Source organism: Halonotius roseus, assembly GCF_006861655.1.
GTDB classification, from domain to species: Archaea; Halobacteriota; Halobacteria; order Halobacteriales; family Haloferacaceae; genus Halonotius; species Halonotius roseus.
Genome location: NZ_SESI01000002.1, coordinates 652,812 through 664,895 on the forward strand (window position 1 = coordinate 652,812; position 12,084 = coordinate 664,895).

Annotated in this window: 14 protein-coding genes; 4 read left to right on the plus strand and 10 right to left on the minus strand. The window is 63.0% G+C overall.

Annotated elements, in window-relative coordinates; all coding sequences use genetic code 11:
• Window positions 1–55: 55 nt before the first annotated feature.
• The 4 genes from EWF95_RS09375 to EWF95_RS09390 all read right to left on the minus strand — a co-directional run bounded on the left by EWF95_RS09375 (window position 56) and on the right by EWF95_RS09390 (window position 4,202).
• Window positions 56–268, minus strand: coding sequence for a hypothetical protein (locus tag EWF95_RS09375; RefSeq protein WP_142443793.1), 213 nt, complete (start codon window positions 266–268; stop codon window positions 56–58).
• Between the two features lie 271 nt (window positions 269–539).
• The gene (locus tag EWF95_RS09380; protein ID WP_142443794.1) at window positions 540–1,907 is read right to left on the minus strand and encodes a hypothetical protein; all 1,368 of its coding nucleotides are present in this window, start codon (window positions 1,905–1,907) and stop codon (window positions 540–542) included.
• Window positions 1,908–2,164: 257 nt separating this feature from the next.
• A complete protein-coding gene (locus tag EWF95_RS09385) occupies window positions 2,165–2,422 on the minus strand; it encodes a hypothetical protein (protein WP_142443795.1) in 258 nt (85 codons plus the stop codon).
• A 52-nt stretch (window positions 2,423–2,474) separates the two neighbouring features.
• The gene (locus EWF95_RS09390; protein ID WP_185911755.1) at window positions 2,475–4,202 is read right to left on the minus strand and encodes a methyl-accepting chemotaxis protein; all 1,728 of its coding nucleotides are present in this window, start codon (window positions 4,200–4,202) and stop codon (window positions 2,475–2,477) included.
• A 169-nt stretch (window positions 4,203–4,371) separates the two neighbouring features.
• Here EWF95_RS09390 and EWF95_RS09395 point away from each other — a divergent pair, with 169 nt between their 5' ends.
• Both EWF95_RS09395 and EWF95_RS09400 read left to right on the plus strand, forming a co-directional pair.
• Window positions 4,372–6,132, plus strand: a complete 1,761-nt coding sequence (locus EWF95_RS09395; RefSeq protein WP_142443796.1) for an excinuclease ABC subunit C — start codon at window positions 4,372–4,374, stop codon at window positions 6,130–6,132.
• 56 nt (window positions 6,133–6,188) lie between these two features.
• Complete coding sequence (locus EWF95_RS09400) at window positions 6,189–6,767, plus strand: DUF7090 family protein (protein WP_142443797.1); 579 nt, start codon at window positions 6,189–6,191, stop codon at window positions 6,765–6,767.
• Window positions 6,768–6,773: 6 nt separating this feature from the next.
• Here EWF95_RS09400 and EWF95_RS09405 read toward each other — a convergent pair whose 3' ends face one another.
• From EWF95_RS09405 to EWF95_RS09415, 4 genes are all read right to left on the minus strand, one after another.
• Window positions 6,774–7,520 (minus strand): SIMPL domain-containing protein, encoded by a 747-nt coding sequence (locus EWF95_RS09405; protein WP_142443798.1) that lies wholly within the window; start codon window positions 7,518–7,520, stop codon window positions 6,774–6,776.
• A 72-nt stretch (window positions 7,521–7,592) separates the two neighbouring features.
• Window positions 7,593–8,381 carry a DUF7089 family protein gene (locus tag EWF95_RS09410; protein WP_142443799.1) on the minus strand — a complete coding sequence of 263 codons (789 nt, stop codon included), beginning with the start codon at window positions 8,379–8,381 and terminating at the stop codon, window positions 7,593–7,595.
• A complete protein-coding gene (locus EWF95_RS13915; protein WP_449271740.1) occupies window positions 8,381–8,470 on the minus strand; it encodes a hypothetical protein in 90 nt (29 codons plus the stop codon). The genes EWF95_RS09410 and EWF95_RS13915 overlap by 1 nt, the downstream gene beginning before the upstream one ends.
• A gap of 38 nt (window positions 8,471–8,508) precedes the next feature.
• Window positions 8,509–9,165: a cyclase family protein gene (locus EWF95_RS09415; protein WP_142443800.1), complete on the minus strand. Its 657-nt coding sequence runs from the start codon at window positions 9,163–9,165 to the stop codon at window positions 8,509–8,511.
• A 78-nt stretch (window positions 9,166–9,243) separates the two neighbouring features.
• Here EWF95_RS09415 and EWF95_RS09420 point away from each other — a divergent pair, with 78 nt between their 5' ends.
• Together EWF95_RS09420 and EWF95_RS09425 are read left to right on the plus strand one after the other, a co-directional pair.
• Complete coding sequence (locus EWF95_RS09420) at window positions 9,244–10,536, plus strand: glucose-6-phosphate isomerase (protein WP_142443801.1); 1,293 nt, start codon at window positions 9,244–9,246, stop codon at window positions 10,534–10,536.
• A 56-nt stretch (window positions 10,537–10,592) separates the two neighbouring features.
• Window positions 10,593–11,327: a CPBP family intramembrane glutamic endopeptidase gene (locus tag EWF95_RS09425; RefSeq protein WP_142443802.1), complete on the plus strand. Its 735-nt coding sequence runs from the start codon at window positions 10,593–10,595 to the stop codon at window positions 11,325–11,327.
• Between the two features lie 16 nt (window positions 11,328–11,343).
• Here EWF95_RS09425 and EWF95_RS09430 read toward each other — a convergent pair whose 3' ends face one another.
• A complete protein-coding gene (locus EWF95_RS09430) occupies window positions 11,344–11,802 on the minus strand; it encodes an NOB1 family endonuclease (protein ID WP_142443803.1) in 459 nt (152 codons plus the stop codon).
• Between the two features lie 4 nt (window positions 11,803–11,806).
• Complete coding sequence (locus tag EWF95_RS09435) at window positions 11,807–12,052, minus strand: PRC-barrel domain-containing protein (protein WP_142443804.1); 246 nt, start codon at window positions 12,050–12,052, stop codon at window positions 11,807–11,809.
• Between the last annotated feature and the right edge of the window lie 32 nt (window positions 12,053–12,084).

Genomic DNA, 12,084 nt, shown 5'->3' on the forward strand with positions numbered 1-12,084 from the left:
TGGGGATGAACGAGATTAAGGGTTCGGCCGACCGCCGGCGCGGCGTCAATTGGGGTCAGAAAAGCGCGCCAAGCAGCAGGAAACCACCGACCAGCAAAAGCAGGTACACCAGCCCGCCGAGCGCGTAGAGCTTCCCCAGCGGCTCATCCTCGAAGCCGGCCCGTGGCGACAACAGAAAGAAGATCATCGCCGGGGTCGCCGCGACGATCCGGCCGATATCCGCGAGGCCGTTGTCGAGATACGTCGCACGAACCTGATCGAGTCGCATTGAGAGAAGTGTTGCCGGTCATCCGCAAAAAGTTCTCGGGAGAAGCGATATAGTAGCACAACAGATGCCGATTTGTCTATCATAAGTTTGAGGCTCTTGCCTAACTGAGTGAAACAACAATCAAATTATTGATATTGTTACTGCTTGGCGTGCAAGATGGACAGCGCAGATCTCATAGAGAGATTAAGGCGATCATAACGAACTCATCGAAAAAGTTCGGTGCGAAACGCGAACCTCAAAAAATCACGATTCCAGAAATCACAGATTCTATTCAAACGAATGTAATTACAACCGGTACGGCATCCATCATTAAAATCCCAAACAGGCCTTGTCGTTTGATCGGCCACGTCGGTGCATCCCGAAGCGATTCCCACGCTGGGGCTGCGACCTCCAAGTCTGAGAAGTCCCGTTGTGGCTGTTGATCGTCACTCTCCGACTGCCGTTGCAGCTCTTCAATCCGCCGCTGTCGGCCTTCTTCCATCTTTTCATGGAGTCGCCAAAACGAATGGTACAACCAAAACACTGCCAAGGCGGCGTAGGCAGCGATCGGGGCAATATACAACACCACCCATGTGAGCCCAAGAAGCGTTGGCTCGATTCCGCCTTCCGGGAGATTAAGCAGCCCTTCAGCATAAAACCGATAGGCAACGTAGCTGCCAGCAACAGCTAAGATCACATTGATCCGGGTTGCGAACCGTCCGAAATCCCGAAATCCGCCGTGGTCGTCGGGATGGAATGGCTGATAAGTGAGGATATCTCGCTGCAGCAACTCCGTGAACTTGTATACTAACAAAAATACGTCATATAGCATAGCGATCACAAACAGCGTCATGATCGCATAGACCAGATAGGCAATCTCACCCCAGCCAGCCCATGGACTCACAATAACCGGCAACAGCAGCGGGCCTAATGCGACAGCCAATGCAAAGGCCACCGACCGCGGGATAGATATGGTGCCAACAGTGAGTGTATCACCCAATGTAGACGTGAGTTCGCTGTAGAAATCATCGTAGGCAGGTCGTGAGACAATACTGGTGTCTTTCAACCGCATAAATAGATTCTCGGTCTTCAGAGCCAAACCATCGTAGATGAGATGGCCAGCAATTAGAATAAACAGAAAATATCCCGCCTGAACAGTCATCGCTGGATCGCCATTGCTTCCAGTTGTTGTCAAGGCGTGGTAAACCGCGTAGGCAGTGCCCGCGATCAAGGGCCCTGCTGTTGCAAAAAACATCATGCTACGATGCATCCCAGACCCGCGTATTACAGACGCTAACAGTCGATACACGAGATATGCCCATACGAACCCAACGCCAATTCCGCCAATGAGAACCACCCCACCCCGGAGAGTTGCCTCTGGAAGCGCAAAGTTGAGCTCACCAGTTACTATAGCTCGAGTGAAATTGATACCAAAATACAACACCATCGTGACCCCCAGGTATGTTGGGAGATGCCTTAGCAGCAATCGTGTGATCCCGGTGGTAAACTGTATGGCAGGCTGCTCAGTTGCCGTTTCGTCCGTAGGCTCTTTGACTGAATCAAATGGCAAGACGGCACAGGCTCGATAAAATGGACCGTCTTCGCCTGTCCAACGTTCCCAATGTGACTTCTGTGCCAACTCCGTATTCTCGTCGGGCATAGTTTTGTTGAGCTATAGCTCTAATTTTAAATTTATGCTCCTCAACATGGACTGTTGGATGTACTTCAACGACCTCACAGACACGCTCCCTGTTACCCTAACTGCCATTCAGCGATAAATATCATCGAAAACAAATAGGGTCGGCCTGCTGCATACATCTTCTATATCTTGCACAGCTCGATCCCTCAGCTTTGAGATAGGTACTACTGTTTCACTATCTTCGGTAAGAGGCAAGGTCAAATTGGCCTCAACGACGACTAAATCGGCTCATCCGGCTCGTTGCTCTCAGCGACCGACTGGGCTTCCGTCGCATACCGCTCCTGTTGGTCGGGATCGACCGGGGCAAGCTCGTCCTCGTCGACCTCGATCGCGGCGGTGATCGGCTCGCTCCGCTGTTGGAGCAGCGTCGCCGACAGCTCCTTGCGGAGCTGCTTGGTGCCGTCGGTCGTCGCATACACAAAGGAGATCAGATTACGGTCGTCGTACTCGCGTTCGACCAGCCAGAGCCGTGGCATACTCGGTGGTGGATAGCCGGCCAAATGGAACTATCGGCTCAGAGAAAGGGGACTACCGCTGGAGCTGGCGCAGCTTGCGGCTCAGATCCTCGACGGCAGCGCGCTGTTCGTCGGTGGCGTCAACGATCTCCTCGGTGGCGTCCTCGGTGTCGGCCGAGCGATCCCGCACTGTCTCCAGGGTCGCGGTCAGCTCCTCGACGGTTGCGGCCTGTTCGTCGGTCGCCCGTGAGACCTCCGCGATCCCGTTGGCCGCCTGGTCGATCGAGTCGGCGATCTCCTCGAAGGCATCGAGCACGTCGGCGATCTGCTCGCCGGCATGGCCGATCTGCTCGTGGGATTCGGTCGCCGAAGCGACCGTCTCGTCGGTCTGTTCGTGGAGTCGGTTGATGCTGTCGGCGATCTCCTCGGTGTGGGTCTGGGTTTTGTCGGCGAGATTTTTGACCTCCTCGGCGACGACCGCGAACCCGTCGCCCTCCTCGCCGGCGCGGGCGGCCTCGATGTTGGCGTTGAGCGCGAGGATGTTGGTCTGTTCGGCGATGTCGTCGATGACCTCGACGACCGCCTCGATGTCGTCCATCTGTTCGCCGAGGGCGGTGACCTGCTCGACGAGTTCGTCGCCGATCTCGACGACCTCGTCGGTCGCGTCCTTCGCGCCCTCACTTGCTTCCAGCCCGTTTTCGGCGGCGTCGCGGGCTTCCTCGGCGGCGGTGTCGACCTCCTCGGCCGTCGAGGCGACCTCCTCCATGCTCGCCGAGAACGACTGCATCTCGTCGACGCTCTCATCGAGCAGCTCACTCTGTTCGGCGACGTTGGTTGCGATGTCGTCGGCCGCCGTGTCGGCGGCTTCGATATAGTCGTCAAGCTGGCGGGTCTGGCGTTCGATCCCGCCGGCCATCGATTCGAGCTGCTCGATCGCCGCGTTCAGCTCGCTCGCAACGTCGCCCAGCCCGTCGGCAAGCGCGTCGGTGTCGGCCGGCGGGTCGGCGCGCACACCGAGGTTGCCGGTGGCAAGCCCCGACAGCGTCGACCGGAGTTCGGTGACGAGCTCCTCGGTTGCCTGCTGGCGGTGCTGCTCGGCGGTTCGATCCGTGATGATCTGGATGACACCGGCGACCTCGTCGTCGGCACCGAACAGCGGCCGGGCGGTCGTCTCGATGTGAGCGGTGTCGTCGCCGGTGATCGTCCCGCTGTCCCGGTACAGGAACCGGTCGCGGTCGTCGAGGTCGACCCCGAACTCGCTGTCGGCGTTGGTCGGTTCGGCCGCCACCATCTCGGCGAGTGTCACCTCGGCGGTATCGATCGTCAGCTCGTCGGCGACCGTCTCGGCGTCGAGATCGTCCGCATCGAGCTGCTCGGTCAGCGGGTCGTTCCACGCCGACAGCTCGCCGCCGGCGTCGAGCATGAACGCCGGTCGATCGAGGCTGTTGAGAAGGGTGGTGTGATCGAAGTCGATGGCGGCTGGCGACGTATCGGCGGTTGACTGGTCGTCATCGGCAGCCGACTGTTCATCGACAGCAGCCGACCCTTCGTCGTCATCGACGGGATCGATCGTCGGGCCGTCAGTCTCGGCGGTGTCGACCTCGTCGGCCGCCGAGCCGGCGGTGTCGGCCTGTTGGGTTCCCGCCGCATCAGGGTCATCGGCGATCGTTACCCCGCCGTCAGGAACCGATCGCGGTGAGACATCGGTGTTGGAATCGTCTGAGCGTGGGCTATCGCCGGGGAGTCGCGCGATTAACGCGGCCCAAACCGACCGACAAACGCGTCGAAAGGGGAGCGTCATAACATCATTATATTCTGTTACACAAATCAATCTTTCTCCCGCCGCTTTCGACGCTGAAACCGTTCACTCGGCCGGCGATCACCTCCTGTTTAATCAGCCGTGATCATTCCACGTTCACTCGGCCGGCGATCACGTCACGTTCAATTGGCCGGCGACCGTATCGCTGGTGATGGAGGTCGACACGCTGCGAGCGCGGGTCGCCGAGCTGCCGACCGAGCCCGGCGTCTACCAGTTTCAGGCCGGCGACCGGGTGTTGTACGTCGGCAAGGCCGTCGACCTGCGCTCGCGGGTGCGATCGTACGCCGACCCACGCAGCGACCGCATCGCCCGGATGGTCGCCCGCGCCGAATCGCTTGAGGTCGCGGTCACCGACACCGAAACCCAGGCCCTCCTGCTGGAAGCGAATCTGATCAAACGCCACCAGCCACGGTACAACGTCCGCCTGAAAGACGACAAATCCTACCCGCTGGTGCAGCTCACCGACCACGAAGCCCCCCGAATCGAGATCACCCGCGACCCCGATGACGCCGCGACCGTCTTCGGCCCGTTCACCGACAAGGGCCGACTGGAGACGGTCGTCAAGGCGATCCGAGAGGTCTACGGCCTGCGCGGCTGTTCGGAACACAAGTATCAGGGCCGGGAGCGACCCTGTCTCGACTACGAGATGGGGCTGTGTTCGGCCCCCTGTACCGGCGAGATCGACACCGAACACTACCGCGAGGATGTCGAGGCAGCGATCCGGTTTTTCGAGGGCGAAACCGGTGTGCTGGCCGATCCGCTCCGCCAAGAGATGGAGGCCGCCGCCCAGGAGCAGGCCTTCGAGCGCGCGGCGAACCTCCGCGACCAGCTCGACACCGTCGAGACGATCCACGACGACAGCGAGCGAGCGGTCGCCGGCGGCGATGCGGCGGGTGGGGGCGGCAGCGAGGCGGTCGCGGACGTGCTGGGCGTCGCCGTCGACGGCGACGAGGCGACGGTCGCCCGGCTTCGCAGCGAGCGCGGACAGCTCGTCGATCGCTCACGGCACAGTCTCGACGCCCCCGACGAAGCCGACGGCGGCGACCGCGTGGCCGCGTTGCTGTCGGCGTTTCTCCCGCAGTATTACGCCGAACGCCAGCTTCCGGATGCGATCCTCCTCTCGGAGCGACCAGCCGACGACGACGTGCTCGACTGGCTGGAGAGCGAAGGGGTCGCGGTTCGCGTCCCGGGAGCCGGCCGGGAGGCGACGCTCGTCGAGCTCGCGCTGAAAAACGCCCGCCAGGGGCCGGTCGATGGCGACCCGCTGGCTGTGCTCGGCGAGTCCCTCGGGATCGACCGCCCGCGCCGGATCGAGGGGTTCGACGTGAGCCACAGCCAGGGCAAAGCGGTCGTCGGCAGCAACGTCTGCTTCGTCGACGGGGCGGCCGAGACAGCCGACTACCGCCGGAAAAAGCTCACCGACCGCAACGACGATTACGCCAACATGCGGGAGTTAATCGAGTGGCGAACCGAACGCGCCCTAGAAGGCCGTGACGACCGCCCCGACCCGGATCTCCTCCTCGTCGACGGCGGCGAGGGCCAACTCGGCGCGGCGATGGACGCCCTCGACAAGACGGGGTGGGACGTGCCGGTCGTCGCGCTGGCGAAGGATGAGGAGTTGGTGATCACGCCCGACCGCGTCTTCGACTGGCCGAGCGACGCCGACCACCTCCACGTCTGTCAGCGCGTCCGCGATGAGGCCCACCGGTTTGCCGTCCAGTACCACCAACAGCTCCGGGATGACGTGTCGACCGCGCTGGATGGGATTCCAGGTGTTGGCCCCGAGACCCGAAAACGGCTGCTTCGGCGGTTCGGCAGCGTCGACAACGTGCGGGATGCCTCACAAGCGGATCTGCAGGCTGTCGACGGAATCGGCGAGAAAACAGCCAGCAGGATCGCCGACCGCCTGTGAGGGGGATCGATTCCGAATCCATACATCATTAAGGTCGCTGAGGCGATGGGGCTGGTATGGACTACACGCTCGCAGTTGAGAACGCGCCGGAGACGATCAAAGGTGGGACGGGCGTCCTCCTGCTACATCCGTCGATCGGCGAAACCGACCGCATCGACACCGATTTCTTCAAAACCGACACCGATCACTTCCTCGTTGTCTCAACGCGGACGACCGCCCGCGAGGTCGAACAGAAGCTCGAACACTACGATGTCGACGAGGACAGCGCGGTCATCCTCGATACGCTGTCGGTCGAACGCGGCTACTCCCGGCGCGGCACCGACGACGTCCACTACGTCTCCGCCCCCGACGACCTCGATGGGATCGTCGCCAAGGTCGAGGAGTTCCTCACCAGCCACGACGGGAAGGTGCGGCTCAGCGTCGATTCGCTCACCGAGATGATCTACTACGCCGACGAGGACGGCGTCGTCGACGCAACCGCCGAACTGCTTGCGCTGCTGGCCGAACACGACGCGGTTGGCCTCTTCCATCTCTCGAAGGAGGTTCACGACGAGGCGACGCTGGATCGGTTCCGCGAGCAGTTTGATGGCGTCATCGATCTCAACGACGACGGCAGCGTCGAAACCGAGTTTTAGGCGCGATCAGTCGATCCGGTAGGTTGCCTCGACGGATGCACTGACAGTGACATCATCAGGCTGGAGCTCTGTCGATCCCCCAGAAGCCGCTTCGGCGACGTCGTAGCGTTCGTAGGTCGGCGAAACGCCGCCACCGGCAGCGTTGAGCTGCTGTACCGACACCACCCGTGAGTCGACGCGGGCGGCGAGGACATCCGCCTCGTCACGGGCGGTATCAACAGCCGCTTTGAGGGCATCCTCACGCAAGGATTCGCGGGTCGACTCAGCAAGCGTGTACTCGATCCGACCGATCGAGTCGGCCCCACCGTCGATTGCGGTGTCGATCACGTCGCCGGTCGCATCGATATCCTCGACATCGATGGTGATGGTGTGTGTCCCCTCGTAGCCGGTCTGTTCGGGCTCCGTCCCCGGTTCGCGGCGGGCATACTGCGGCCGGATCGCAAACCGGCCGGTCGTGAGTTGGTCATCGGATAAGCCAGCATCGCGGAGGGCCTGTCGGAGGCTGTCGGAGCGTGTTGACAGCTCATCGCGGACGGCGGGCGCGCTGTCGCCGGTGGCCTCGACGCTGACCTCAATGACCGCACGGTCGGGGGGAGCCTGCATCTCGGCTGATCCGGTGACGGTGATGGTGCGGCCGCCATCGCTGTCGGCGGTGCTGCCGGCGTCGGTTGCTTGCTGTGCGGTGCCGAGACAGCCGGAGAGGCCGGCCGCGCCGGCTGTCGCCGTGCCGATGAGGAAGTCACGTCGCTGCATGGCGACTATGAGGCGGCCAACAGATGAATAGCTTCCTACTGCTAAAATGGCGGTTTGAGTCGTCTGTGGCGGTTACTCGCGTAGCTCGGCGAACGTCTTTTCGGCCCACTCGACCGCGTAGGCCGCGCCGTGTTCGCGGTAGGCCGTCGTATCGAGCGCGCTGAACGGCGTCGGAAGCCCAAGATCGTGTTTGATCGCCGAGCAGGCGTACTCGGTAGCCTCGGGAAACGTCATCTCGTTGTGGGCGACCGCGCGAGAGAGATCATCGAGCCGGGGTTCGAGTCGCTGGCCGGCATCGACCCAGGCGTCATGGAGGGGTTCAAGTTCGTCATCGTCAGCCCACGACGCAAAGACCTCGCGGGTCTGGAGCCCGACCCACCCCTCAAAGAGGGCGGCCGCGATCTGGTAGAGATCAGTGCCGTCGAGCCCGACCGCCGCGTCGAGATCGGGATACTGCTCGCCGAAAAACGGGAGAAAATGTTCGGGGACACCACAGTCGAGCTGGACGAACGCTTCGGCGATCAGGAAGTTGAGAAAGTCGTCGGGGGTGTTCTCGGCGCGCTGTTTGACCAAGACAGTCGGCGGCTCGGTCTGGGTCGTCCAGACGACGGTGCCATCGTCGGGGGTGCCGATGGTGAAGGCCTCGCCAGCGTACTCCTGCAGGACGGTTGGCGCGTTCTCGGGCAGCCAGTCGGCGGGGTAGCTGGCCGGATCAAGCCGGTCGGCCAGCAGGCCGAGATCCTCGGCGACCGCCGGCGGCAACGTGTCAAAATCAGTTTGGACATCCAGCACGGTCGCCTCGGGAGCATGTCGCTGACGGACAGTTGACAGGGGTGGCGACAGCGATCGCTCGGAGAACATCAGGCGAAAACGTACGAGAGGATGATCCCGACCGAGAAGACGGCCGACAGGAGCACGGTAGCGAGCACGACCTTGGTGGCCTTCGACATACGCGTCGGTTTGCGGCCGGCGGTAATAAAGCTTGAAATCAATCGGCGGTAACGCCGACCGCCCGCACCGGCGCGCCGTCACCGCCGAGCGCGAGCGGGTACGCCCGGAGCTCGAAGCGGTCGTCGACACCGCCGAGATTGGTTAGGTTCTCGACGATGAGGCAGTCCTCGCCGAGGAGCGCGTGGTGGGCCGCAAAATCGGTTGGCTCGTCGTCGCCGGCACGCGGGCTTGGCGTCGGATCGGGGCTCAGCGCGTCAACGCTGACGGCCAGCCCGTGTTCGGCACAGCGGGCCGCCGTTTCAGGTGCAACGTAGGGGTGGTCGAGATAGCGGTCGGTGTTCCAGTGGTCGTCCCAGCCAGTCCAGCAGACGACCATGTCGGCGTCGGCCAGTACGTCGCCTGCGGGGAGTCGATCCGGCGTGATCGGCTCGCGGGCGTCGCAGTCCCGGCAGTCGACGCGGACAGCGTCGAAAACGAAGCGGTCGAGTGAAAACGCAGAGAGCGGGTCGCCGTCGGGTTCGGTGTGCAGCGGCGCGTCGATGTGGGTGCCAGTGTGACTGCCGCACGAGAGGGATTCGACGTGGTAGCCATCGTCGGCATGGGTCGCATGGTCGCTCAGGCTGACCGGTGGATCGCCGGGATAGGTCTGCATCCCATCCTCAATGGGGTGGGTGAGGTCGACGTGGTCGGGCATAGTTGAGCCTCACTACGACCGGACAAAGAGGCTGTGACGACAACAACGACTTTACCGCCACCGGACGCGGGATGAGGCATGGAACTCGATATCGGCAATGCACTCGGCGGCAGTCCCGGCCTCACCGAAGACACCCTTGAGCACCTCGACGAGCGGGTCGGGATCGCCCACGAGCGCATCGAGCAGGGCCGCGCTGACGACGAACACGGCTACGCCGCGCTCAACCTCCCGGAGACGGTCGACACCGACGCGATCCGGGCGGCGGTCGAGCCGTTCGGCACGCCAGCGGCCGTGCTGACGGTCGGTATCGGCGGCAGCGCGCTCGGCGCGGCAACGATTTCGGCCGCCCTCGCGGATCAGACTGACGTTGAGGCACACTTCCTCGATAACGTTGATCCCGAGGACACCGCCGAACTGCTCGATTCGCTGCCGCTGGACGACACCGTCGTCAACGTCGTCTCCCGATCGGGCACCACCGCAGAAACGCTCTCGAACTTTCTCGTCGTCCGCGAAGCGATGGACGACGCCGGCGTCGACTGGACCGAGCAAACCTTTGTCACCACGGGCGACGACGGAAACCTCCGGAATCTCGCCGACACACACGACCTGCCGTCGCTGAAGGTGCCCGAGGGCGTGCCGGGCCGCTTCTCGGCGATCTCGACGGTCGGACTGGCCTGCGCCGCGCTCCAGGGCCTCGACATCGAGGGTGTCGTCGCCGGCGCACAGACGGCGATGGACGATCTTTCGGGCTCGCTGTACGACTCGCCGGCCTACGCCTACGGCGCGGTCTGTTACGGCCTCGCCGAGCGCGGCGCGCTCACCAACGCGATGATGCCCTATGCGGAGTCGCTGGAATACTTCGCCGAGTGGTTCGCCCAACTGTGGGCCGAAAGCCTCGGTAAGGAACAGGTCGGCCAGACGCCGGCCCGCGCGCTGGGCGCGACCGACCAACACTCCCAGCTCCAACTCTACCGGGCCGGGCCCCGCGATAAGCTCGTGACACTCGTCCGCCCGCGCGAGCGCGAGGATATCGACATTCCGGAGACCGATCTCGAAGGATTATCCTATCTTGGCGGCTCCGGTCTCGGCGACCTGCTTGACGCGGAGTTCGAGGCGACCGAGGCCAGCCTCGCCGCCGAGGGGCGGCCCAATGTCCGCATCGAGATCGACGCCGTCGACGCCGAAGGGATCGGCGAGCTACTGTACGCGATGGAGGCTGCGACCGTCATGTACGGCGAACTCGCCGGGCTGTCGACCTTTACGCAGCCCGCTGTCGAGTGGGGCAAAAAGGCCGCCCGCGGGCTGCTCGGCGGTGGCGACTTCGCGGAGGCCGAGGCGGTCGCCGACAAGCGAACGTTCACCATCGAGTAAGCGTGACCAGCCAAAACCGGTGTTCCTAACAGGGGCAGCGGCGTAGCCGACAGCGAATGAGCGGCGAGACCACAGGCTGGGAGCCGCGGGCGAAAGTCCTCGGTGAAGTCCTCGCGGTCGTCTTCGGGGCCTATCTGTTTGCGAGCGTCGTGCTTGCGGCGGTGAATCCACCGTTGGTCGACGCCGGGATCGTCACCCCCGGCGGTACCGACGAATCCCTCGCGCAGTTCACCCTCCAGTATGGCGGATTTCTGCTGGTGACCGGCTGGTACGCCCTCGCTGTCAGAGACGAGCCGCTGATCCCATGGGCCCGTCCTGGACTGCGGGAGATCGGACTCATCGTCGCCGGGATCGTCGTCCTCGTCGGCGCGAACAACGGGATCACCCGGCTGTTTGCTGCCGCCGACGTGGCGATCGGCGACAACGCCGCCGTGACCGTCGGGGCCGGCGATCCGGGCTATCTGTTGACGATGGTTGGCTTCTCGTTGCTTGTTGTCGGCCCGGCCGAGGAGTTGCTGTTTCGCGGTGTCGTCCAGGGGCGACTCCGGGAGAGCTGGGGTGTCTGGCCGGCGATCCTCGTGGCGACAGTGCTGTTCGGCTTAAGCCACGCCTCCGTCTCCGGCGGCATCGCCGGGGTCATCGCCTACATTCTGACGGCGACACTGCTCGGCGTGCTGTTGGGGTATCTCTACGAGCGTACCGAGAACATCGTCGTCCCGGCGGTTATCCACGGCGTCAACAACGCGGTCATCTTCGCGTGGCTCTATCTGGGCGAGATCGGCGTTGTCTGAAAACAGGCGATCGGGGCTAGCTCGGATTCTTTCGGGCGAGGTCGCTGCCACAGATCCGACAGCGATCGAGTTTCTCGTCGTAGGTGCGGCCACAGCCCTGACACTGGAACTGCCACTCGCGCTGTTCGGTGATCCCCTCCTGGGCGATCACCTCGACAGCAACGTTGAGCCGGTCAGCGACGTTCTGCATCGCGTAATCGTCGGTAACAAGGGTGCCGTCAAGCTCGAAGGCGGCAGCGATAAGCACCATATCCGTCTCGCTGAGCTCGTCGGCGTCGCCGGTTTCGGTTGCCGCCCGATTGATCTTTTCGACGGTCTCCTCGGAGGGGATATGGATGTGCATCCCCGCGCCCTCCTCGGCGTCAAACCGGAAGGCGTGTTCGCCCTCCAGCTCCTCGTGTACCTGCGGAACCGAGGCGGTGTCCTCATCGGTGTGATACTCGTTGATAAACGCCGACGTATCGAGAATCTGCATATGGTTACCGGGAGATGACAATGTAGTCTTTGACCGCGTCAACGGCACCAGCCGGGATGCGGAGGCGACCCTCGTCGTCGGCCTCGAAATCAGAGCCGGCCGCCGAGATCCCCTCGTTGGGGGTGACAAGCAGGTCGTGAAGACGACCGGTTTTGAGATCCATCGTGATATTGTAGAGGTCGCCGAGTTCCGTCCCGTCGGCACCCATCACGGCTTTGCCCGAGAGGTTTTCCGCGAGTATGTCAACCATGCCTGAGGTAGACGTGCGAACTCATATAAACG

Bases quoted from the DNA above. Each gene is read 5' to 3' on its own strand.
- EWF95_RS09375 (WP_142443793.1), bottom strand. From the start codon at position 268: ATGCGACTCGATCAGGTTCGTGCGACGTATCTCGACAACGGCCTCGCG.
- EWF95_RS09380 (WP_142443794.1), bottom strand. From the start codon at position 1,907: ATGCCCGACGAGAATACGGAGTTGGCACAGAAGTCACATTGGGAACGT.
- EWF95_RS09385 (WP_142443795.1), bottom strand. From the start codon at position 2,422: ATGCCACGGCTCTGGCTGGTCGAACGCGAGTACGACGACCGTAATCTG.
- EWF95_RS09390 (WP_185911755.1), bottom strand. From the start codon at position 4,202: ATGACGCTCCCCTTTCGACGCGTTTGTCGGTCGGTTTGGGCCGCGTTA.
- EWF95_RS09395 (WP_142443796.1), top strand. From the start codon at position 4,372: ATGGAGGTCGACACGCTGCGAGCGCGGGTCGCCGAGCTGCCGACCGAG.
- EWF95_RS09400 (WP_142443797.1), top strand. From the start codon at position 6,189: ATGGACTACACGCTCGCAGTTGAGAACGCGCCGGAGACGATCAAAGGT.
- EWF95_RS09405 (WP_142443798.1), bottom strand. From the start codon at position 7,520: ATGCAGCGACGTGACTTCCTCATCGGCACGGCGACAGCCGGCGCGGCC.
- EWF95_RS09410 (WP_142443799.1), bottom strand. From the start codon at position 8,381: ATGTTCTCCGAGCGATCGCTGTCGCCACCCCTGTCAACTGTCCGTCAG.
- EWF95_RS13915 (WP_449271740.1), bottom strand. From the start codon at position 8,470: ATGTCGAAGGCCACCAAGGTCGTGCTCGCTACCGTGCTCCTGTCGGCC.
- EWF95_RS09415 (WP_142443800.1), bottom strand. From the start codon at position 9,165: ATGCCCGACCACGTCGACCTCACCCACCCCATTGAGGATGGGATGCAG.
- EWF95_RS09420 (WP_142443801.1), top strand. From the start codon at position 9,244: ATGGAACTCGATATCGGCAATGCACTCGGCGGCAGTCCCGGCCTCACC.
- EWF95_RS09425 (WP_142443802.1), top strand. From the start codon at position 10,593: ATGAGCGGCGAGACCACAGGCTGGGAGCCGCGGGCGAAAGTCCTCGGT.
- EWF95_RS09430 (WP_142443803.1), bottom strand. From the start codon at position 11,802: ATGCAGATTCTCGATACGTCGGCGTTTATCAACGAGTATCACACCGAT.
- EWF95_RS09435 (WP_142443804.1), bottom strand. From the start codon at position 12,052: ATGGTTGACATACTCGCGGAAAACCTCTCGGGCAAAGCCGTGATGGGT.